20 protein-coding genes and 1 tRNA gene are annotated in these 18,663 nt (G+C 66.2%); 10 read left to right on the forward strand and 11 right to left on the reverse strand.

What is annotated here, in order from left to right; genetic code table 11:
• Positions 1 to 844 precede the first annotated feature (844 nt).
• Entirely contained in the window at positions 845 to 1,951 is a 1,107-nt protein-coding gene (locus tag CXK94_RS01600) for a TRAP transporter substrate-binding protein (protein ID WP_037043416.1), read from the reverse strand.
• A gap of 292 nt (positions 1,952 to 2,243) precedes the next feature.
• On the opposite strand from CXK94_RS01600, the gene CXK94_RS01605 reads away from it, so the two are divergent.
• The 3 genes from CXK94_RS01605 to CXK94_RS01615 all read left to right on the forward strand — a co-directional run bounded on the left by CXK94_RS01605 (position 2,244) and on the right by CXK94_RS01615 (position 5,465).
• Positions 2,244 to 2,789, forward strand: coding sequence for a TRAP transporter small permease subunit (locus CXK94_RS01605; protein ID WP_102893025.1), 546 nt, complete (start codon positions 2,244 to 2,246; stop codon positions 2,787 to 2,789).
• Positions 2,782 to 4,158 (forward strand): TRAP transporter large permease, encoded by a 1,377-nt coding sequence (locus CXK94_RS01610; RefSeq protein ID WP_102893026.1) that lies wholly within the window; start codon positions 2,782 to 2,784, stop codon positions 4,156 to 4,158. The genes CXK94_RS01605 and CXK94_RS01610 overlap by 8 nt, the downstream gene beginning before the upstream one ends.
• A 92-nt stretch (positions 4,159 to 4,250) precedes the next feature.
• On the forward strand, positions 4,251 to 5,465 hold the full coding sequence (locus tag CXK94_RS01615; RefSeq protein ID WP_102893027.1) for a methyltransferase: 1,215 nt from the start codon (positions 4,251 to 4,253) through the stop codon (positions 5,463 to 5,465).
• 63 nt (positions 5,466 to 5,528) lie between these two features.
• On the opposite strand, the gene CXK94_RS01620 is transcribed toward CXK94_RS01615, so the two are convergent.
• Positions 5,529 to 6,218, reverse strand: coding sequence for a DUF3313 domain-containing protein (locus CXK94_RS01620; protein WP_102893028.1), 690 nt, complete (start codon positions 6,216 to 6,218; stop codon positions 5,529 to 5,531).
• A gap of 314 nt (positions 6,219 to 6,532) precedes the next feature.
• Between CXK94_RS01620 and CXK94_RS01625 the strand changes: the two genes are divergently transcribed.
• Positions 6,533 to 6,608, forward strand: a tRNA-Thr gene (locus CXK94_RS01625).
• 68 nt (positions 6,609 to 6,676) lie between these two features.
• Here CXK94_RS01625 and CXK94_RS01630 read toward each other — a convergent pair.
• From CXK94_RS01630 to CXK94_RS01665, 8 genes are all read right to left on the reverse strand, one after another.
• Entirely contained in the window at positions 6,677 to 6,892 is a 216-nt protein-coding gene (locus CXK94_RS01630; RefSeq protein ID WP_037043407.1) for a TOBE domain-containing protein, read from the reverse strand.
• A 32-nt stretch (positions 6,893 to 6,924) separates the two neighbouring features.
• The gene (gene ssuB / locus CXK94_RS01635) at positions 6,925 to 7,725 is read right to left on the reverse strand and encodes an aliphatic sulfonates ABC transporter ATP-binding protein (protein WP_102893029.1); all 801 of its coding nucleotides are present in this window, start codon (positions 7,723 to 7,725) and stop codon (positions 6,925 to 6,927) included.
• Entirely contained in the window at positions 7,722 to 8,501 is a 780-nt protein-coding gene (ssuC, locus tag CXK94_RS01640; RefSeq protein ID WP_102893030.1) for an aliphatic sulfonate ABC transporter permease SsuC, read from the reverse strand. The genes ssuB and ssuC overlap by 4 nt, the downstream gene beginning before the upstream one ends.
• 271 nt (positions 8,502 to 8,772) lie before the next feature.
• Positions 8,773 to 9,921, reverse strand: coding sequence for an FMNH2-dependent alkanesulfonate monooxygenase (ssuD, locus tag CXK94_RS01645; RefSeq protein WP_102893031.1), 1,149 nt, complete (start codon positions 9,919 to 9,921; stop codon positions 8,773 to 8,775).
• A 67-nt stretch (positions 9,922 to 9,988) separates the two neighbouring features.
• A complete protein-coding gene (locus CXK94_RS01650) occupies positions 9,989 to 10,954 on the reverse strand; it encodes a sulfonate ABC transporter substrate-binding protein (RefSeq protein ID WP_102893032.1) in 966 nt (321 codons plus the stop codon).
• A 97-nt stretch (positions 10,955 to 11,051) separates the two neighbouring features.
• Entirely contained in the window at positions 11,052 to 11,645 is a 594-nt protein-coding gene (ssuE, locus tag CXK94_RS01655) for an NADPH-dependent FMN reductase (protein WP_017244243.1), read from the reverse strand.
• 16 nt (positions 11,646 to 11,661) lie between these two features.
• Positions 11,662 to 12,300: a peroxiredoxin gene (locus tag CXK94_RS01660; protein ID WP_102893033.1), complete on the reverse strand. Its 639-nt coding sequence runs from the start codon at positions 12,298 to 12,300 to the stop codon at positions 11,662 to 11,664.
• Positions 12,301 to 12,529: 229 nt separating this feature from the next.
• A complete protein-coding gene (locus CXK94_RS01665; RefSeq protein ID WP_102893034.1) occupies positions 12,530 to 13,111 on the reverse strand; it encodes an alpha/beta hydrolase in 582 nt (193 codons plus the stop codon).
• A gap of 248 nt (positions 13,112 to 13,359) precedes the next feature.
• On the opposite strand from CXK94_RS01665, the gene oscA reads away from it, so the two are divergent.
• From oscA to CXK94_RS01690, 5 genes are all read left to right on the forward strand, one after another.
• Positions 13,360 to 13,539 carry a sulfur starvation response protein OscA gene (gene oscA / locus CXK94_RS01670; protein WP_102893331.1) on the forward strand — a complete coding sequence of 60 codons (180 nt, stop codon included), beginning with the start codon at positions 13,360 to 13,362 and terminating at the stop codon, positions 13,537 to 13,539.
• Positions 13,540 to 13,702: 163 nt separating this feature from the next.
• A complete protein-coding gene (locus tag CXK94_RS01675) occupies positions 13,703 to 14,701 on the forward strand; it encodes a sulfate ABC transporter substrate-binding protein (protein ID WP_102893035.1) in 999 nt (332 codons plus the stop codon).
• Positions 14,702 to 14,786: 85 nt separating this feature from the next.
• Positions 14,787 to 15,605 carry a sulfate ABC transporter permease subunit CysT gene (cysT, locus tag CXK94_RS01680; protein WP_102893036.1) on the forward strand — a complete coding sequence of 273 codons (819 nt, stop codon included), beginning with the start codon at positions 14,787 to 14,789 and terminating at the stop codon, positions 15,603 to 15,605.
• Between the two features lie 10 nt (positions 15,606 to 15,615).
• Positions 15,616 to 16,485 (forward strand): sulfate ABC transporter permease subunit CysW, encoded by an 870-nt coding sequence (gene cysW / locus CXK94_RS01685; RefSeq protein WP_102893037.1) that lies wholly within the window; start codon positions 15,616 to 15,618, stop codon positions 16,483 to 16,485.
• 3 nt (positions 16,486 to 16,488) lie between these two features.
• Positions 16,489 to 17,457 carry a sulfate/molybdate ABC transporter ATP-binding protein gene (locus CXK94_RS01690; RefSeq protein ID WP_102893038.1) on the forward strand — a complete coding sequence of 323 codons (969 nt, stop codon included), beginning with the start codon at positions 16,489 to 16,491 and terminating at the stop codon, positions 17,455 to 17,457.
• Positions 17,458 to 17,481: 24 nt separating this feature from the next.
• Here the strand turns inward: CXK94_RS01690 and CXK94_RS01695 are convergent, their stop codons facing one another.
• On the reverse strand, positions 17,482 to 18,183 hold the full coding sequence (locus tag CXK94_RS01695; protein ID WP_102893039.1) for an ArsR/SmtB family transcription factor: 702 nt from the start codon (positions 18,181 to 18,183) through the stop codon (positions 17,482 to 17,484).
• Between the two features lie 97 nt (positions 18,184 to 18,280).
• Here CXK94_RS01695 and CXK94_RS01700 point away from each other — a divergent pair, with 97 nt between their 5' ends.
• The gene (locus CXK94_RS01700) at positions 18,281 to 18,640 is read left to right on the forward strand and encodes an antibiotic biosynthesis monooxygenase family protein (RefSeq protein ID WP_102893040.1); all 360 of its coding nucleotides are present in this window, start codon (positions 18,281 to 18,283) and stop codon (positions 18,638 to 18,640) included.
• Positions 18,641 to 18,663 lie beyond the last annotated feature (23 nt).

Genomic DNA, 18,663 nt, shown 5'->3' on the forward strand with positions numbered 1-18,663 from the left:
CTCGCTTCGCTCGCCCTTCGGGCCAGCCTGCGGCTGTTACTCCGCTACGCTCTGTATCTCGTTGCTCGCCGAGAAAGCAATCAAAGAGAAAGCGCGCCCGGCATCCGTAATGCTGTTCACTTAACGACTCAAGCTGGATGTTGGATCTGTAGGAGCGGGCCACGCCCGCGATTCGCGCGCATGGCGCGCTCCTACAAAGTACTCTCCGTGCTTATCTGAACAGCATTACGTCCGGCATCCGGGTCTGGCCGCTGCGCGGTCAGGCTTCCCTCCGTCCTGTGCCGCTCCGAGGCCGTCACGATGGGACGTCCCTACCTCGGCGGCCCCGTCCTTCGTTCCTCGCTCGGCGTCCATGCCTTGCCTCCCCCTGCGCGAGCCTCCTGACGGGAACGGGGTCCGAGTCGCCTGGAAGATCGTTGCTTTTTGCTCAATGCACGAACTATCAGGCGACGCCCAACGCCCCTTCAGAAGGGTGAGCGGAATCGTTGCGTAGGGGGTTGAGCGGCATGGACGCCGCGAGAGGCGCGAAGGGACAGGGACGTCCCTTCGCGGCGTGCCCCTGGAGCGGCGATGGAGCGAACGAACCCGGAGCGAAGCGCAGGGCCGGATGCAGGGGCAAGCGTTTTTGCTTACTTTTTTCGCGACTGAAAAAAGTGAGTCGCCCAGCAGGGCGAAACCAATCTCTCAAGCAACTCGCTAAACGCCCCATGAAAGCAAAACTTTCATTCAACATACCCAAACTTGCCAGTCCGGTGTCAATCCTTGCTTCCCCAAGAAAGCGCGATGAACCACAAAAAAAACGCCACCGCGTTTCCGGGGTGGCGTTCGTCATCCGGACCGGTTATCAGCCGCGGATGTTGTAGATGTCCTTCTCGTTCAGTTCGGCGTACTCGTACAGCCGCTTGAGATAGGCACTCTGCTGCTCCCAGACCTTGGACGCCACCGGATCGGCCTTGGCCGAGGCATCGACCACTTCGGCCGCCACTTCCTTCAGCCGCGCCAGCACTTCATCGGGCAGCCGGCGTACCTCGACACCCTGCTCGCGCAGCTGCTCCAGCGCCTCCATGTTCTTGGCGTTGTAGTCGTCGAGCATGTCGCCGTTGACGTCGCGGGCCGCGGCGCGAACGATGGCCTTGAGGTCATCGGGCAGGGTTTCCCAGGCCTTGAGGTTGACGTCCAGCTCGAAGGTGACGTTCGGCTCCTGCCAGCCCGGGGTGTAGTAGTACTTGGATGCCTTGTGCAGTCCCAGGGCCAGGTCGTTGTACGGCCCGATCCACTCGGTGGCGTCGATGGCGCCGGTCTGCAGGGCGGTAAAGATCTCGCCGGCCGGCATGTTGACCACGGTGCCGCCCATCTTGGTCAGCACCTCACCGCCCAGGCCCGGGGTGCGCATCTTCAGGCCCCGGAAGTCGTCGACCGAGTTGATTTCCTTGTTGAACCAGCCGGCGGTCTGCACACCGGTAGCGCCGCAGGCCATCGGCAGCACGCCGTAGGGCTTGTAGACCTCTTCCCACAGCTGCATGCCGCCACCACGGTGCAGCCAGGCATTCATTTCCTGGGCGTTGGGGCCGAACGGCAGGGCGCAGAAGAATTGCGCCGCCGGCACCTTGCCCTTCCAGTAATAGGGCGCGCCATGGCCCATTTCCGCCGTACCGCGCGAGACCGCATCGAACACTTCGAGCGCCGGAACCAGTTCGCCGGCCGCATAGACCTTGACCTTCAGCCGGCCGCCACTCATTTCGTTGACCAGACTGGCGAAGCGCTCGGCTCCGACGCCGACGCCCGGGAAGTTCTTCGGCCAGGAGGTGACCATCTTCCAGTTGAACGTTTGCTGTTCGCTGGCCTGCTTGCTTTCGCCTGCGGCCGACTTCTCGCTCTTGTCGTTGCAGCCGGCCAGCGCGGTAGCGGCCAGGCCTACACCAGCGGCGGTGAGAATGTCACGACGTTTCATGCGGTACTCCTTGTTGTTTGTTTTTTTATTACGCGACGGCAAGGCTACGCTTTGCCGGGGGTCGATGCACTTTCGTTCCGAATGAAGCCTGCGGGCGGAAGCGATTGCACAGGCTTGCCGGCGAAACATATCCCGGGATGCGCGTGCATTTCCGGGCTCATGTAACATTAGAAGCTCCAGCGCCTCAAGCCTAGACCATGCGCTAAAAGTCGTAGGCCGATTGCTGCGACGCGCCAGTGCTGCAAGAATCGCTGTCTCCCGCCAACCTTGCGTCTACAAGAAGGACTAATAAATGTCCCAGAGCCCCCCGCCCCTGCTGCGCGTGGCCGGCCTCATCGATGCGCTCAACATGCGCCTCGGCCAGCTGTGTGCCTGGATCACCCTGTTTCTCGTCATCGGCACCGCCATCGTGGTGATACTGCGCTACGGCTTCGGCATCGGCGCCATCGCCTTGCAGGAGGCGGTCATGTACGGCCACGCCCTGGTGTTCATGGGCGCCGCCGCCTGGACCCTGCAGCGCAACGGCCATGTCCGTGTCGATATCTTCTATCAGAAGTTCAGCCCTCGCCGGCAGGCGACCATCGACGGCCTCGGGCATCTGCTGTTCCTGATCCCGGTCTGCCTGTTCATCGCGTGGAACAGCTGGGATTACGTGAGCAGCTCCTGGGCCACCCGCGAAGGCTCCAACGAATCCGGCGGGCTCAAGTTCGTCTTCCTGCAGAAGAGCATCATCCTGCTGCTGGTAGGCAGCCTGGCCCTGCAGGCGCTTTCCGACCTGATCAAGACCGGCTACCGCCTCGCCGGCCGTCTGCCGGAAGCGGAGGTGAAGCATGGCTGAAATGATGGCTATCGCGCTGTTCGTCAGCATCTGCTTCGCCCTGATGTCGGGCTACCCGGTGGCCTTCACCCTGGGCGGCATGGCGCTGCTGTTCGCCGGCATCGGCGTGGTCACCGGGACCTTCGACGTCGGCTTCCTGCACGCGCTGCCCAACCGCATCTTCGGCATCATGAACAACCAGACGATGCTGGCGGTGCCGCTGTTCGTCTTCATGGGCGTGATGCTGGAGAAATCCCGGGTCGCCGAAGACCTGCTGGAATCCATGTCACGGCTGTTCGGCACCCTGCGCGGCGGCCTGGCGATCTCGGTCTGCGTGGTCGGCGCGCTGCTCGCCGCCAGCACCGGCATCGTCGGCGCCACCGTGGTCACCATGGGCCTGCTGGCGCTGCCGACCATGCTGCGCCGCGGCTACGATCCGGCCATCGCCACCGGCACCCTGGCCGCCACCGGCACCCTCGGCCAGATCATCCCGCCATCGATCATCCTGGTCCTGCTCGGCGACGTGATGTCCAGCGCCTTCCAGCAGGCGCAGCTGAGAATGGGCATCTTCTCGCCGAAGACCGTCTCGGTCGGCGACCTGTTCGTCGGCGCGCTGGTTCCCGGCCTGGTGCTGGTCGGCCTGTACATCCTCTACCTGATCGTGATCGCGATTTTCCAGCCGAAAAAACTGCCGGCCCTGCCGCAGGAAGAGCTGGGCCCGATCGAATGGGGCAAGCTGTTCGGCGCACTGATCCCGCCGCTGGTGCTCATCGCAGCGGTGCTCGGCTCGATTCTCGCCGGCTACGCCACGCCCACCGAGGCCGCGGCCATCGGCGCGCTGGGTGCCACCGTGCTGTCGATCGCCAAGCGCCAGCTGAGCTTCACCCAACTCAAGGAGGCGGCCTTCGGGACCACCGAGATCACCTCGATGGTGTTCCTGATCCTCATCGGCGCCTCGCTGTTCTCCCTGGTATTCCGGGGCTTCGGCGGTGAAATACTGATCGAAGACGCCCTGCATTCGTTGCCTGGCGGGGTGCTCGGCGCCTTCCTGGTGGTGATGCTGGTCATCTTCCTGCTCGGCTTCATCCTCGACTTCATCGAGATCATCTTCGTGGTGGTCCCGATCGTCGGCCCGATCCTGCTGGCCATGGGGCTGGACCCGATCTGGCTCGGCGTGATGTTCGCCATCAACCTGCAAACCTCCTTCCTCACGCCACCCTTCGGCTTCTCGCTGTTCTACCTGCGCGGCGTGACGCCCCGCAGCGTACCGACCAGCGTCATGTACAAAGGCGTGCTGCCATTCATCCTGATCCAGATCGGCATGCTGGTGGTCGCGTACATCTGGCCCGACATCGTCACCTGGCTGCCGGAGCAGGTATACGGCAAGTAACCGCGCACCGACGCCCGTCCACGACGGGCGTCGTGCTTCCTGCATCGCACATCCCGCTACAATCGGCTCCCGTCCGCACGTTCACTCGCGCCATGTCCGCCTCTACCCTGCTCGAGCGCTTCCACGCACTGGACCGCTTCCTCGTCGAACACCAGTCGCTCTGGCGCCCGCGCCCGTTCGTCAGCCACGTGCTGCCCTGGGAAAACGACCATGCGCAACTCGCGGCCTGGCTGCGCCAGCGCTCGCTGGCCGATGCCGAAGCCGCGCACACCCGCCCGGCCATGCTGGCGGCGCCGGCACCGTTCCCGCAGCTGGCCGAGAGCGCCAGCCGCCTGAGCCATATCGAAGCGCTGCCCGCCCATGAACGAGCGGCCGCCGACAGCCGCCAAAGCGTCGATGTGCCCGGGCGCAAATGGCTGCAGATCCAGGCCTTCGCCGCCCGCCTGCAATTTCACCAGAAGCCCCGTCACTGGCTGGACTGGTGCGCCGGCAAGGGGCATCTCGGCCGTCAGCTGGCCCGCGACGGCGCGGCGCTGACCTGTCTGGAATGGGATCGCGCGCTGGTCAAGGACGGCGCCCGGTTGAGCGCGCGGCTCGGCATCGCCGCCAGCCATCGATGCCAGGACGTGCTCGCCGAAGATGCCGCGCAGTGCGTGCAGGCAGGCCACACCCCCGTCGCACTGCATGCCTGCGGCGATCTCCATGTACGGCTGTTGCAGCTGGCCATCGACAAGCAATGCCGGCAACTCGCCGTGGCCCCCTGCTGCTACAACCGTACCCGCGCCGCGCGCTACACGCCGCTGTCGCGCGCGGCGAAGGCCTCGTCGCTGGTGCTGTCACGCGACGACCTGGGCCTGCCGCTGAGCGAAACCGTCACCGCCGGGGCCCGTGACCGGCGCAACCGCGACCAGTCGATGGCCTGGCGCCTGGGCTTCGATATCCTCCAGCGCCGCCTGCGCGGGCAGGACGACTACCTGCCGACGCCCTCGCTGCCCAGCGCCTGGCTGAAGAAAGACTTCGAGCGCTACTGCCGCGACCTGGCCAACCTGAAGCAGCTGCCACCTCCCGGCAACGAAGACTGGCCACAACTGGAACGCGCCGGCTGGCAGCGCCTGGCCGAAGTGCGCAACCTGGAGCTGCTGCGCGGCCTGTTCCGCCGCCCGCTGGAACTCTGGCTGCTGCTCGACCGCGCCCTGCTGCTGGAAGAACACGGCTACCAAGTCCGCCTCGGCAGCTTCTGCCCGAGCGAGCTGACGCCGCGCAACCTGTTGCTGCTGGCCGAGCGCGGCATTCCGGCAAAAATGTGAAGCGGCCCCAGCAAGCAAGCGCAAGTGCCCGCACGCGCCGGTGCGGAACGGCAGCCCTGTGATTCACTTCCTGCGGACGTATTTGCGCACATCCTCGGAGGCACCAGTCGTCCATGCATCGACCAAGGGGCGAAGCTGCGACAGCTGGACGCCGCCCTGACCGTCATCCGCCTTCGAGATCCGTTCGCCGGTTCCGCCGCGCACGGCCGCGTACAGAAGATTCCCCGACTGGCTGTCCATGACGTGCGTTTCTACGGCAACCGCTGCCTCACGCGGCCTGCCGCCGTCCAGTGCCGCCTTGGCGCCAGTCAGGACCAGGGCAATGGGAATGTATTGGTAGGCCTTGAGCGCTTCGGACTCGGCCCCGACTGCGGTGATGGCGACACGCATACGGGCGACGCCCGGCCCCGCGCGATCGACCAGCTGAACCTGCTGCCCGATCTTGCTGCGCAACGACTGGTCAACCGCATTGCGGATCTGCGTCAGCGTTTGCATCGAGACATCGTCGGTCGGCTTGGGATCGGGATAGAACACGACCGGATCGAGCCACACCGCATCGTACCTGGCAGGCGTGAACGCCGGATTCACGTACACTTGACGGGAGCCGCCATCCGCAGTGGATTCCTGCTTCAGCTGCGAGTAGTCCGGCAGGAAGCCCGACCCCGTGGAAGGCGTCGATGTCGAACAGGCCGACGCCAGAAGCGTCGCCGACAGACAAAGCAGAGCCGTATGCAGTGTTTTTTTGGTATTCATTGTTCTGTTCCTTGCTAGGAGAGAATCCTGAGATCGGGCGGGCTTTCTAGAAACGAATCGCCAAGCCCGCCATCGGGCCTTTTTGCACAACGTCGAATTCGAACCCCTCTTTTTTATAGTCCACACCCACGGCCGATACCCGCGCCCGATGCCCGCATCCCAATCGGTTCACGACACGAAGTGGCGGCGGCATCAACGGTCGGTCTTGCCGTCATGCGCAGCAGCAGCGGGGGGTGGGCGGAAGGCGGCAGCTGAAGCGGTACATCCACCGGTTTACAGGGCTAGGCCAATCGTTATAATGGCGCCCCTCTTATGCCGGTATAGCTCAGCTGGTAGAGCAACTGACTTGTAATCAGTAGGTCCCGGGTTCGACTCCTGGTGCCGGCACCATCCAATACAAACGACAAAGGCCCGCTCACAGCGGGCCTTTGTCGTTTTCGGCCATATCGAACGCCCGCCTAGAGCTTGGCGATCGAGACCTCGGTGGATTTGACGAAGGCAATCACTTCGCTGCCGACGCCCAGTTCCAGCTCTTTCACCGAGCGTGTGGTGATCACCGACGTGACGATGCCGGCGGCGGTCTGCACGTCGATTTCCGACAACACGTCGCCGATGACGATGCCCTCGATGGTGCCCTTGAACTGGTTGCGCACGTTGATGGCTTTGATGGTCATGGTATTTCTCCTAGGGTCGAAATTAGCTGCTTTTAAAGCGCCCAACGCAACTGCGTGGGCAACGGTGATACGGGATCCGCTTGTGCCGGCAACGCCGGGCGTTGCAGGACGCGGTCGAGCACTTCGGCCTCCAGCGCGGCCAGCTGCGCCGAGCCGCGGTGCCGCGGGCGGGCCAGCTCGGTCGGCAGGTCGAGGCCGATGCGGCCGTCCTCGATGAGGATCACCCGGTCGGCCACCGCCACCGCCTCGGCCACGTCGTGGGTCACCAGCAGCACGGTGAAGCCATGCTGCTGCCAGAGCCGCTCGATCAGTTGCTGCATCTCGATGCGGGTCAGCGCATCCAGCGCGCCGAGCGGTTCGTCGAGCAGCAACAGGCGCGGCTGGTGGATCAGCGCGCGGGCCAGCGCCACGCGCTGTTTCTGCCCGCCGGACAAGGCCGCCGGCCATTCGTTGGCGCGGTCGGCCAGGCCGACCGCGGCCAACGCCTCGCGCGCCTTGGGCCGCCAGTCGCCGGCAAGGCCCAGGCCGACGTTGTCGATCACCCGCTTCCAAGGCAGCAGGCGGGCGTCCTGGAACATCAGCCGGGTGTCGTCGCGGGCGGCGGGCAGCGGAGCGTTGCCGGCCAGCAAGGCGCCCCGGCTCGGCTGGTCGAGGCCGGCCAGCAAGCGCAGCAGGGTGCTCTTGCCGCAGCCGCTGCGGCCGACCACGGCGACGAACTGGCCGGCCGGGATGTGCAGGTCGATGCCCCGGAGCACTTCGCGCTCGCCGAAGGCCTTGCCGATGCCTTCGATGTTCAGCGGGATGCCCTGGCGAATGCTGTGCAGCGCGGTCATTGCGCACCTCCCCGGATCTGGTAGGCAGGGTGCCAGCGCAGCCAGACACGCTCCAGTCCGCGGGCGGCGACGTCGGCCAGCTTGCCGAGCACGGCGTAGAGCAGGATCGCCAGCACCACGACGTCGGTCTGCAGGAACTCGCGGGCGTTCATCGCCAGGTAGCCGATGCCGGAGCTGGCGGAAATGGTCTCGGCGACGATCAGCGTCAGCCACATGAAGCCGAGGGCGAAGCGCACGCCGACCAGGATCGACGGCAGCGCGCCGGGCAGGATCACCTGGCGGAACAGGGCGAAGCCGGACAAGCCGTAACTGCGCGCCATCTCCACCAGCGCCGGGTCGACGTTGCGGATGCCGTGATAGGTGTTCAGGTAGATCGGGAACAGCGTGCCGAGGGCGACCAGGAAGACCTTCGCGCTCTCGTCGATGCCGAACCAGAGGATCACCAGCGGGATCAGCGCCAGGTGCGGCACGTTGCGGATCATCTGCACCGAACTGTCGAGCAAGCGCTCGCCCCATGTCGACAGGCCGGTGATGAAGCCCAGCAACAGGCCGAGGCCACCGCCGATGGCGAAGCCAACGCCGGCGCGCCAGCCGCTGATGGCCAGGTGCGTCCAGATCTCGCCGCTGGCCAGCAATTCCCAGCCGGCACCGAGCACGGCGCTGGGCGCCGGCAGGATACGCGTGGACAGCAGCCCGAAGACCACCGCCCCCTGCCAGGCCGCCAGCAGCGTGGCGGGCAGTGCCCAGGGCGCCAGGTGTTTGATGGTGATGTGCATGCCTTGCCTCGAAATCATCGTTTTGCCTGCCGGGCAGGCGCCAGGCGGTGCCTGCCTTCCTCGATAAGCGGCCGCATCCCTGCAGCCCCGAGCGCTCCTGCGTTTACGCGCGCCATGCGCAACCCGACCTTCCAGGTCCGTAGGGTGGAAAACTCGCGCAGCGATTTTCCACGGGTACTGGGCATCGGCTCCGTGTCAGTCCCGGCGCTTCCTCCGCGTGGATGAATTCGGCCATCCACCCTACGTCTGGCCGGATATGCCACGTGGAGCGTCAGCCGGCGACCGCTGCCTTCGGCAGGATGTCGCTGGAGATCATTTCGCCGAACGGGCTGACGTAACCGCGGCTTTCCGGACGTTGCGGCTGGGCGATGTCCAGGTGCGGGAACAGCAGTTCGGCGACGCGGTAGCTCTCTTCCAGATGCGGATAGCCGGAGAAGACGAAGGTATCGATGCCCAGGTCGGCGTACTCCCTGACCCGCGCGGCCACGGTCGGGCCATCGCCGACCAGCGCTGTGCCGGCGCCACCGCGCACCAGGCCGACCCCGGCCCAGAGGTTCGGTGCGACCACCAATCGATCACGGCGGCCGCCGTGCAACGCGGCCATGCGTTGCTGGCCCACCGAGTCGAAGCGCGCCAGGGAAGCCTGGGCACGGGCAATGGTGTCGTCGTCGAGGTGGCTGATCAGCCGCTCGGCGGCGGCCCAGGCCTCTTCGTTGGTTTCGCGCACGATCACGTGCAGACGAATGCCGAAACGCACCGTGCGACCCTGCCTGGCGGCGCGGGCGCGCACGTCGGCGATCTTCTCGGCCACCGCTTCCAGCGGCTCGCCCCAGGTCAGGTACAGTTCCACCTGTTCGGCGGCCAGCTCGTGGGCCGCCTCGGAAGAGCCGCCGAAGTACAGCGGCGGACGCGGCTGCTGGATCGGCGGATAGAGCAGCTTGGCACCCTTGACCTGGATGTGCTTGCCGGCGTAGTCGACCGTCTCGCCTTCCAGCACGCGGCGCCAGATGCGGGTAAATTCGACGGAGGCCTCGTAGCGCTCGGCATGCGACAGGTGCAGGCCGTCGCCGGCCAGCTCGTCCGGATCGCCGCCGGTGACCAGGTTGAACAGCGCGCGGCCGCCCGAGAGCCGGTCCAGGGTCGCCGCCTGGCGCGCCGCCACGGTCGGCGAGATGATGCCCGGGCGCAGGGCGATGAGGAATTTCAGCCGCTGCGTCAGCGGAATCAGCGAGGCGGCGACCAGCCAGGAGTCCTCGCAGGAGCGCCCGGTGGGAATCAGTACGCCGCCGTAGCCAAGACGGTCGGCCGCCTGGGCGACCTGGCCGAGGTAACCATGGTCGACGGCGCGGGCGCCTGCGGCGGTGCCCAGGTAATGGCCATCGCCGTGGGTGGGCAGGAACCAGAAGATATTCAGACTCATATGATGCTCCGTATCGGTCGGTATGGCGCGCCGCCGGGCGCCGCGCCGGGAACGGTGGGCGCAGCCGTCATTCGGCGTGCTGGGCGATACCCTTCGGCGGCGTCCAGACGACGTCGGCGATGGCCAGTTTTTTCGGAATCAGCCTGAGTTCGGTGAAGGTGTCGGCGATGGCCTGCTGCGCGCGCACCACGGCCGGATCGATCGGCCGGGCACCATAGCCCTGGCGGATCACCGCCTTGCGGGTGATTTCGCGGGACAGGCCGAGCAGCGGCGCCACCTGCTCGGTGGCCTGGTCCGGATTGGCCTCGACCCAGCGGCCGATATCTCGGATTTCGCCGATCAGGGTGCTGATGACCGCGGGATTGCGCTCGGCGAACGGGCGCGCCGCGAGGTAGAACTGATGGTTGCTGACCAGCCCCTGGCCGTCGCGCAGGGTGCGCGCCTGCAGCTGCGCCTCGGCGGCGGCCTGGAAGGGATCCCAGATCACCCAGGCATCGACGCTGCCGCGCTCGAAGGCGGCGCGGGCATCGGCTGGCGGCAGGTACACCGGCTGGATGTCGCGGTACTGCAGCCCCGCCGATTCCAGTGCGCGGACCAGCAGGTAGTGCACATTGGAGCCCTTGTTCAGCGCGATCTTCTTGCCCTTGAGCTCGGCCAGCGAGCGGATCGGCGAGTCCTTGGGCAGCAGGATCGCCTCGCCGCTGGGTGCCGGCGGCTCGTGGGCGACGTAGAGCAGGTCGGCGCCGGCCGCCTGGGCGAACACCGGCGGGGTTTCGCCGGTCACGCCGAAGTCGATGGAGCCGACGTTGAGCCCCTCGAGCAACTGCGGGCCACCGGGGAACTCGGTCCACTGCACGGTAAAGCCCTGCCCGGCCAGGCGCTTCTCCAGCGTGCCGCGGGCCTTGAGCAGCACCAGGGTGCCGTATTTCTGGTAGCCGATCCGTAGGGTTTCGGCCTGGACATGGAAAGCGCCGATGGACAGGGTCGCGGCAAGCAGGGCGACCAGTCCTCGACGCAGGTTGCGAGTGCTCATGGGCACGCTCCTCTGCGATCGAATTGGGAAGCGACCTGCTCACCCGTTGGCGGGGGAGTAAGGCGGGGTGAAGCGTCAGGGGCCGGAGCCCGGGTTTTCAGATACTCCAGCGGGCGTTGGCCAGCCGGTCGTTCAACAGGTGCGGATCGAGTGGCCGCGGACATCGCGCCAGCGCCGCGAGCAGTTGCGACGCGGCGGCTTCGAGGCGCTCACGCAGCTCGTCATCCAGTCGCGCCGGCTGGTTGCCCTCGGCATAGGCGATCTGCCGGTCCACGGCGTACACGCCGTGCAGGATCTCCTGTGCCTTGAGCGCCGCCAGCACGGGCTTGAGCGCGTAGTCCAGCGCCAGCATGTGCGCCGCGCTACCACCGCTGGCCAGCGGCAGCACCGCCTTGTTCGCCAGCGCCCGCTCCGGCAGCAGGTCCAGCAGCGTCTTGAGCGCACCGGCGAACGACGCCTTGTACACCGGCGTGGCCACCAGTAGACCATCGGCCTGCTCGACGTGCTCGGCAAAACGCTGCACCACCGGGCTGTCGAAGCGGGCGTGGATCAGGTCGGCCGGCTCGAAATCGCGTACGGCGTAGCGCACCACCTCCACGCCGTGGCGCTGCAGCCAGTCACCCGCCGCATCCAGCAGCACGCCGGAGCGCGAGCGCTGGCTGGGGCTGCCGGCCAGGGAAACGACCATCATCGGTGATCGTCCTCGCTCAGCGGTTAGGTTGCGGCGTCAGGCGCAGGTACGGCTTGACCGCGCGATAGCCCTTGGGAAAGCGCTGCTTGATCTCCTCCTCGTCCTTGAGCGAGGGCACGATCACCACCTCGTCGCCGTCCTGCCAGTTGGCCGGGGTCGCGACCTTGTGGTTGTCGGTGAGCTGCAGCGAATCGATCACCCGCAGGATCTCGTGGAAGTTGCGCCCGGTACTGGCCGGGTAGGTGATGGTCAGGCGCACCTTCTTGTTCGGGTCGATGACGAACAGCGAGCGCACCGTCAGGGTATCGCTGGCATTGGGGTGGATCAGGTCGTACAGCCCGGAGACCTTGCGGTCGGCATCAGCCAGGATCGGGAAGTTGACGCGGGTGTTCTGCGTCTCGTTGATGTCGTCGATCCACTTGATGTGCGAGTCCACCGGGTCCACGGACAAGGCGATGGCCTTGACGTTGCGCTTGGCGAACTCGTCCTTCAGCTTGGCGGTGAAGCCCAGTTCGGTGGTGCACACCGGGGTGAAGTCGGCCGGGTGCGAGAACAGCACACCCCAGCTGTCATCCAGCCACTCGTGGAAGCGGATGCGGCCTTCGCTGGAATCCTGTTCGAAATCGGGGGCGATGTCGCCGAGGCGGATACTCATGGGTGCTGCTCCTTGGGGGGTCGTCTGGTCGGCACACTATGTTCGCTGTTCGAACAGATGAAAAAGAATAAATAAAAATTTATTTATAACCATTTTTTCGCATCGGGAAAGGTCAGCAGTGCCTGGCTGGTGAAACGGCTGTGGCTCATGAAAAAGCTCCCGCCAGGCGGACCGCCGCGCGGCCGCCTGCTGTCAGTAGATCAGGTAGGTGGCCGGCAGGGCGCCGTCTTCAGGCGGTCCTGCGGGCCAGCTGTTCGATGCGGCTCTGCAGGCGATACAGGTAGGCGAACCCCTGTTCCCAGCGGTGATGGCCGGACTTCACATTGATATGCCCGGCGCCGCCGAGAATCGCGATTTCGCTGCCCCAGTCGCGGCCCAGCTCGATCGCGCGCGCGGCGCTGGCCGCGCTGTCGTTGTCGGAGCCGACCAGCTGGCTGGCGAAAGGCAGGCCCTGGCGGGGAATCGGCGCGAAGTTGTGCAGCGCCTCGGGGCAGTTGTCGCGCTGCACGTCGGCCGGAGCCACCAACAGCGCCCCGCGCACCCGCCGCAACAGTTCCGGCGATGCCTGCGCCGCCCAATGCGCCACGGTGATGCAACCCAGGCTGTGCGCCACCAGGATCGCCGGCTGCGGGCTGCTGGCGATACAGCGCTCCAGCTCACCGACCCAGTCCTCCCGGCGCGGCGTCATCCAGTCGGCCTGTTCCACCCGTGCGCTGTTGGGCAACACCTGCTGCCAATGGCTTTGCCAATGGTCATCGGGCGAGCCCTGCCAGCCCGGCACTATTAGATAGCGGATCGATTCACTGCGCATCACGGCGCCTCCTGGATATTCCGGGCACCAGTCTAAGCAGGCCTTTTCTGCTACAAAAAGAATAAGAAATTATTTGCTTATTCCATGTAAGGAAAATCAGTGGTGCATCGACTTATTCGATTTAAATCTATAAATGTTCTTAAACAATATTTTTAAGAATATTTCAGTATTGCCTACCATCCTCATCCATGCCTCCCTGGCTACGGTCATACCGGCCGTCACGGAGGCTTCGCCACGGAGAGATGAAGATGAGCGCGACCCTTCGCAACCTTGAAGGTCAGGACGAAGCCAGCATCCTGCGCGAAATCCAGAACGCCCTGAACGGCCTCAAGTTCGGCTCGGTGGAAATCACCGTGCACAACGGCCAGGTCGTGCAGATCGAGCGCAAGGAAAAATTCCGCCTGCAGTCGAACGGCAAGAACGCCTGACCCTAACAGCCCGACTGGACAACCGGAGGGTGTGACCATGAGAAGAGCCACCATGCACACACACCGGCATTGCAGCCGTCACCCGCGAATGCGGTGTTGATCGCCCACGCCCCGAACAGAAAAACAGCCAACAACCGAATCCGTTTCTTCAGGAGCTGCATCCATGTCCATTCGTTTCTTCGCGCTCGCCGCCTTGGCCGGCGCCCTGGTCGCTGGGCCCGCCAGTGCCGCCCAGACCCTGCTCAACGTGTCCTACGATCCGACCCGTGAGCTCTATGTCGAATTCAACCAGGCCTTCGCCAGGCACTGGCAGGCCCAGGGCAACGAGCCCGTGACCATCCAGCAGTCCCATGGCGGCTCCGGCAAGCAGGCCCGCTCGGTGATCGACGGTCTGCGCGCCGACGTCGTGACCCTGGCCCTGGCCGGCGACATCGACGAGCTGCACCGGATCGGCAAGCTGATCCCCGAGAACTGGCAGGAACGCCTGCCGGACGCCAGCACGCCGTACACCTCGAGCATCGTGTTCCTGGTGCGCAAGGGCAACCCGAAGGGCATCCAGGACTGGGACGACCTGGTCAAGCCGGGCGTCGAGGTGATCACGCCGAACCCGAAGACCTCCGGCGGCGCACGCTGGAATTTCCTCGCCGCCTGGGCCTACGCCGAGAAGGAATACGGCGGCGAAGAGCAGGCCAAGGATTTCGTCGAGAAGCTCTACCGCAACGTGCCGGTACTGGACACCGGTGCCCGCGGTTCGACCATTACCTTCGTCAACAACAAGATCGGCGACGTGCTGCTGGCCTGGGAGAACGAGGCCTTCCTGGCGCTCAAGGAAGAAGGCGGTGACGCCCTGGAAATCGTCGCGCCGTCGCTGTCGATCCTCGCCGAGCCGCCGGTCACCGTGGTCGACGCCAACGTCGATCGCAAGGGCACCCGCAAGGTCGCCGAGGCCTACCTCGAGTACCTGTACAGCGATGAAGGCCAGCGCCTGGCGGCCAAGCACTTCTACCGCCCGCGCAACCCGGAGATCGCCAAGGAGTTCAGCGAGCAGTTCTCCGACATCGAACTGGTGACCATCGACGGTTACTTCCACGGCTGGAAAGAAGCCCAACCGCGTTTCTTCAACGACGGCGGCATCTTCGACCAGATCTACAAGGCGCACTGATCGCGCGCAGCCCCAAGCGACAAGCCCGCAAGCGGGCCGTCGCTTGGGGCACCTACCTGTCGCTTAAGCTTGCCGCTGAGGTCCTATGTCCCGCCGTACTTCCCCCGTCATACCCGGCTTCGGGCTGACGCTGGGCTACACCCTGGTGTACCTCAGCCTGTTGGTACTGATCCCCCTGGGTGCCCTGTTCATCTCCGCCGCGCAGCTCAGCTGGGCTGAATTCTGGGCGATCATTTCCTCCGCCCGGGTACTGGCCGCGCTGAAACTCAGCTTCGGCACCGCCTTGCTCGCCGCCCTGCTCAACGGCGCGATCGGCACCCTGCTGGCCTGGTCGCTGGTGCGCTACACCTTTCCCGGCCGCAAGATCATCGAGGCGATGATCGACCTGCCCTTCGCCCTGCCCACCGCGGTGGCCGGCATCGCCCTCACCGCGCTGTACGCGCCCGCTGGCCCGATCGGCCAGTTCGCCACCGCGCTGGGTTTCAAGATCGCCTACACCCCGCTGGGGATCACCCTGGCGCTGACCTTCGTCACCCTGCCCTTCGTGGTGCGCACCCTGCAGCCGGTACTGGCCGACATCCCGCGGGAAGTCGAGGAGGCCGCCGCCTGCCTGGGCGCCAGGCCGCTGCAGGTGTTCCGCTACGTGCTGCTGCCGGCGCTGCTGCCCGCCTGGCTGACCGGCTTCGCCCTGGCCTTCGCGCGGGGCGTCGGCGAATACGGCTCGGTCATCTTCATCGCTGGCAACATGCCGATGAAGACCGAGATCCTGCCGCTGCTGATCATGGTGCAGCTGGACCAGTACAACTACGCCGGCGCTACCGCCATCGGCGTGCTGATGCTGGTGGTGTCGTTCGTCCTGCTGCTGCTCATCAACATGCTGCAACGCCGCATCACGCGTGCCTGAGGAGGCCGTCATGACTTCTGCAACGTTAACCGCCTCCGCCAGCAACGCCGCCCGCCGCGGCAACGCCTGGGGCCGGCGGCTGCTGATCGGCGGCGCCTGGCTGGTGTTCGTCCTGTTCCTCCTGCTGCCGCTGCTGATCGTGGTCAGCCAGGCGCTGCAGAAGGGCTTCGCACCCTTCTTCGCCGCCATCGTCGAGCCCGACGCCCTGGCCGCGCTGCGCCTGACGCTGCTCGCCGTGGGCATCTCGGTGCCGCTCAACCTGGTGTTCGGCGTGGCCGCCGCCTGGTGCGTGAGCAAGTACGAATTCCGTGGCAAGAGCATCCTGGTCACGCTGATCGACCTGCCGTTCTCGGTTTCCCCGGTGATCGCCGGCCTGGTCTACGTGCTGCTGTTCGGCGCCCAGGGCTTCTTCGGCCCCTGGCTGCGCGAACACGACATCCAGATCATCTTCGCCGTGCCGGGCATCGTCCTCGCCACCCTGTTCGTCACCGTGCCCTTCGTCGCCCGCGAACTGATCCCGCTGATGCAGGAGCAGGGCACCACCGAGGAGGAAGCCGCGCGCCTGCTGGGCGCCAACGGCTGGCAGATGTTCTGGCACGTCACCCTGCCCAACATCAAGTGGGGCCTGATCTACGGCGTGGTGCTCTGCACCGCGCGGGCCATGGGTGAATTCGGCGCGGTCTCGGTGGTGTCCGGGCATATCCGCGGCTACACCAACACCCTGCCGCTGCACGTGGAAATCCTGCACAACGAGTACAACCACATCGCCGCCTTCAGCGTCGCCAGCCTGCTGTTGCTGATGGCCCTGTTCATCCTGCTGCTCAAGCAGTGGAGCGAATCCCGAATCAACCGCCTGAAAGCCAGCGCCGGCGAGGAATGAGTCATGTCCATCGAAGTGTCGAATGTCAGCAAGAACTTCAACGCCTTCAAGGCGCTCGACAACATCAACCTGAACATCCAGAGCGGCGAACTGGTCGCCCTGCTCGGCCCGTCCGGTTGCGGCAAGACCACCCTGCTGCGGATCATCGCCGGCCTGGAAACCCCGGACAGCGGCAGCATCGTGTTCCACGGCGAGGACGTGTCCCGGCACGACGTGCGCGATCGCAAGGTCGGCTTCGTCTTCCAGCACTACGCGCTGTTCCGCCACATGACGGTGTTCGACAACGTCGCCTTCGGCCTGCGCATGAAGCCCAGGGGCGCGCGGCCGAACGAAACGATCATCAAGCAGAAGGTGCACGAACTGCTCGACCTGGTGCAGCTCGACTGGCTCGCCGACCGCTACCCGGAACAGCTGTCCGGCGGCCAGCGCCAGCGCATCGCCCTGGCCCGCGCCCTGGCGGTGGAACCCAAGGTGCTGCTGCTCGACGAGCCGTTCGGCGCCCTCGACGCCAAGGTGCGCAAGGAACTGCGCCGCTGGCTGGCGCGCCTGCACGAGGACGTGCACCTGACCAGCGTGTTCGTCACCCACGACCAGGAAGAGGCCATGGAAGTGGCCGACCGCATCGTGGTGATGAACAAGGGCGTGGTCGAGCAGATCGGCTCGCCGGCGGAGGTCTACCAGCAGCCGGCCAACGACTTCGTCTACCACTTCCTCGGCGACGCCAACCGCCTGCAGCTCGACGCGGAGCGGCAGCTCCTCTTCCGCCCCCACGAAGTCTCGCTGAGCCGGATCGCCACGGCCGACTACCAGGCCGGCGAAGTGCGCGACATCCGCCCGCTCGGCGCCATCACCCGGGTGACGCTGAAGGTGGCCAGCCAGGACGAACCGATCGAGGCCGAAGTGACCAACGATCACGCCAGCCTGGCCGGCCTGATCCGCGGCGAGACGCTGTACTTCCGGCCGAAGCCCTGACACTCACCCAGGGCCCAGTGGCGCCTACGCACCGAGCTGCGCCGCGATCCGGCCGATGGCCCGGCGGCCTTCCGGCGACACGTGCAGCGCCCGCGACCCCTGGGCAGGACGCAGCCAGCCGGCCTGCCTGCAGGTATCCAGCAACGCTGCACCGAGCGCGCCGCCCAGGTGCGGCTTGCGCTCGCTCCAGTCGGGACAGGCACAGGCCAGTTGCCGGCGGCGCCGCCCCAGGGCCGCGAGGTCGATACCCAGGGCGCCCAGCCCCGCATGACCGCGATCGGTAACCGTTACCTGCCTGCCGTCCGGCACCAGCCAGCCGGCCCCGGCCATGCGCTCGAACAGTCCCACCGCCAGCTCGCCGGCCAGATGGTCGTAGCAGGTGCGCGCCTCGCGCAGGGCCAGCGGCGTGCCTCGCGCGACGGGAAGCGGTCGCGGCTTGCGCGGCTGCGCAGCCAGCGCCGCGCTGGCCAGGGCTTCCACCACCTGGCCCACTTCGGGCCCGGCGAGCCGGTAGTAACGGTTGCGCCCGTAGCTTTCCAGCACCAGCAGGCCGCCTTCGGTCAGCTTGGCCAGATGAGCGCTGGTGGAGGACGGCGACAGGCCGGCCAGCAGCGCCAGTTCGCCGGCCGGCCGCGCGCTGCCGTCCATCAGCGCCCAGATCATCGTCGCCCGCCCCGGATCGGCGAGCAGCCCGGCGATCTGGCTGATGCCCGGTGTGTAATCCATGGTTCACCTCACGACGAAACATCCCATGCACGAGACAAGGATACTGGCCCCGAAACCCGCAACGCGCCAGCCGGCGCCGACGAACAGGAGCCACGCCATGATCGCCGTGATATTCGAAGCCCAGGCCCACCCCGACCGCCGCCAGGACTACCTCGACCTCGCCGCCGAACTACGCTCGCTGCTGACAGAGCGCGACGGCCTGATCTCCGTCGAACGCTTCGAAAGCCTGAGCACGCCGGGCAAGACCCTCTCGCTGTCGTTCTGGCGCGACGAGGCGGCCATCGCCGCCTGGCGCCGCCAGGAAGCGCACCGGCATGCCCAGGCCGCCGGGCGCGGAACGATCTTCGCCGACTACCGGCTGCGCGTGGCCGCGGTGCAGCGCGACTACGGCATGCACGACCGCGAGCAGGCGCCGGTCGATAGCCAGCGGCATCATGGGACCGTCCGGGCATCGTAGGGCGGATACGACCCGCCCTGCGC

This window comes from Stutzerimonas stutzeri (genome assembly GCF_002890915.1).
GTDB lineage: Bacteria > Pseudomonadota > Gammaproteobacteria > Pseudomonadales > Pseudomonadaceae > Stutzerimonas > Stutzerimonas stutzeri_AF.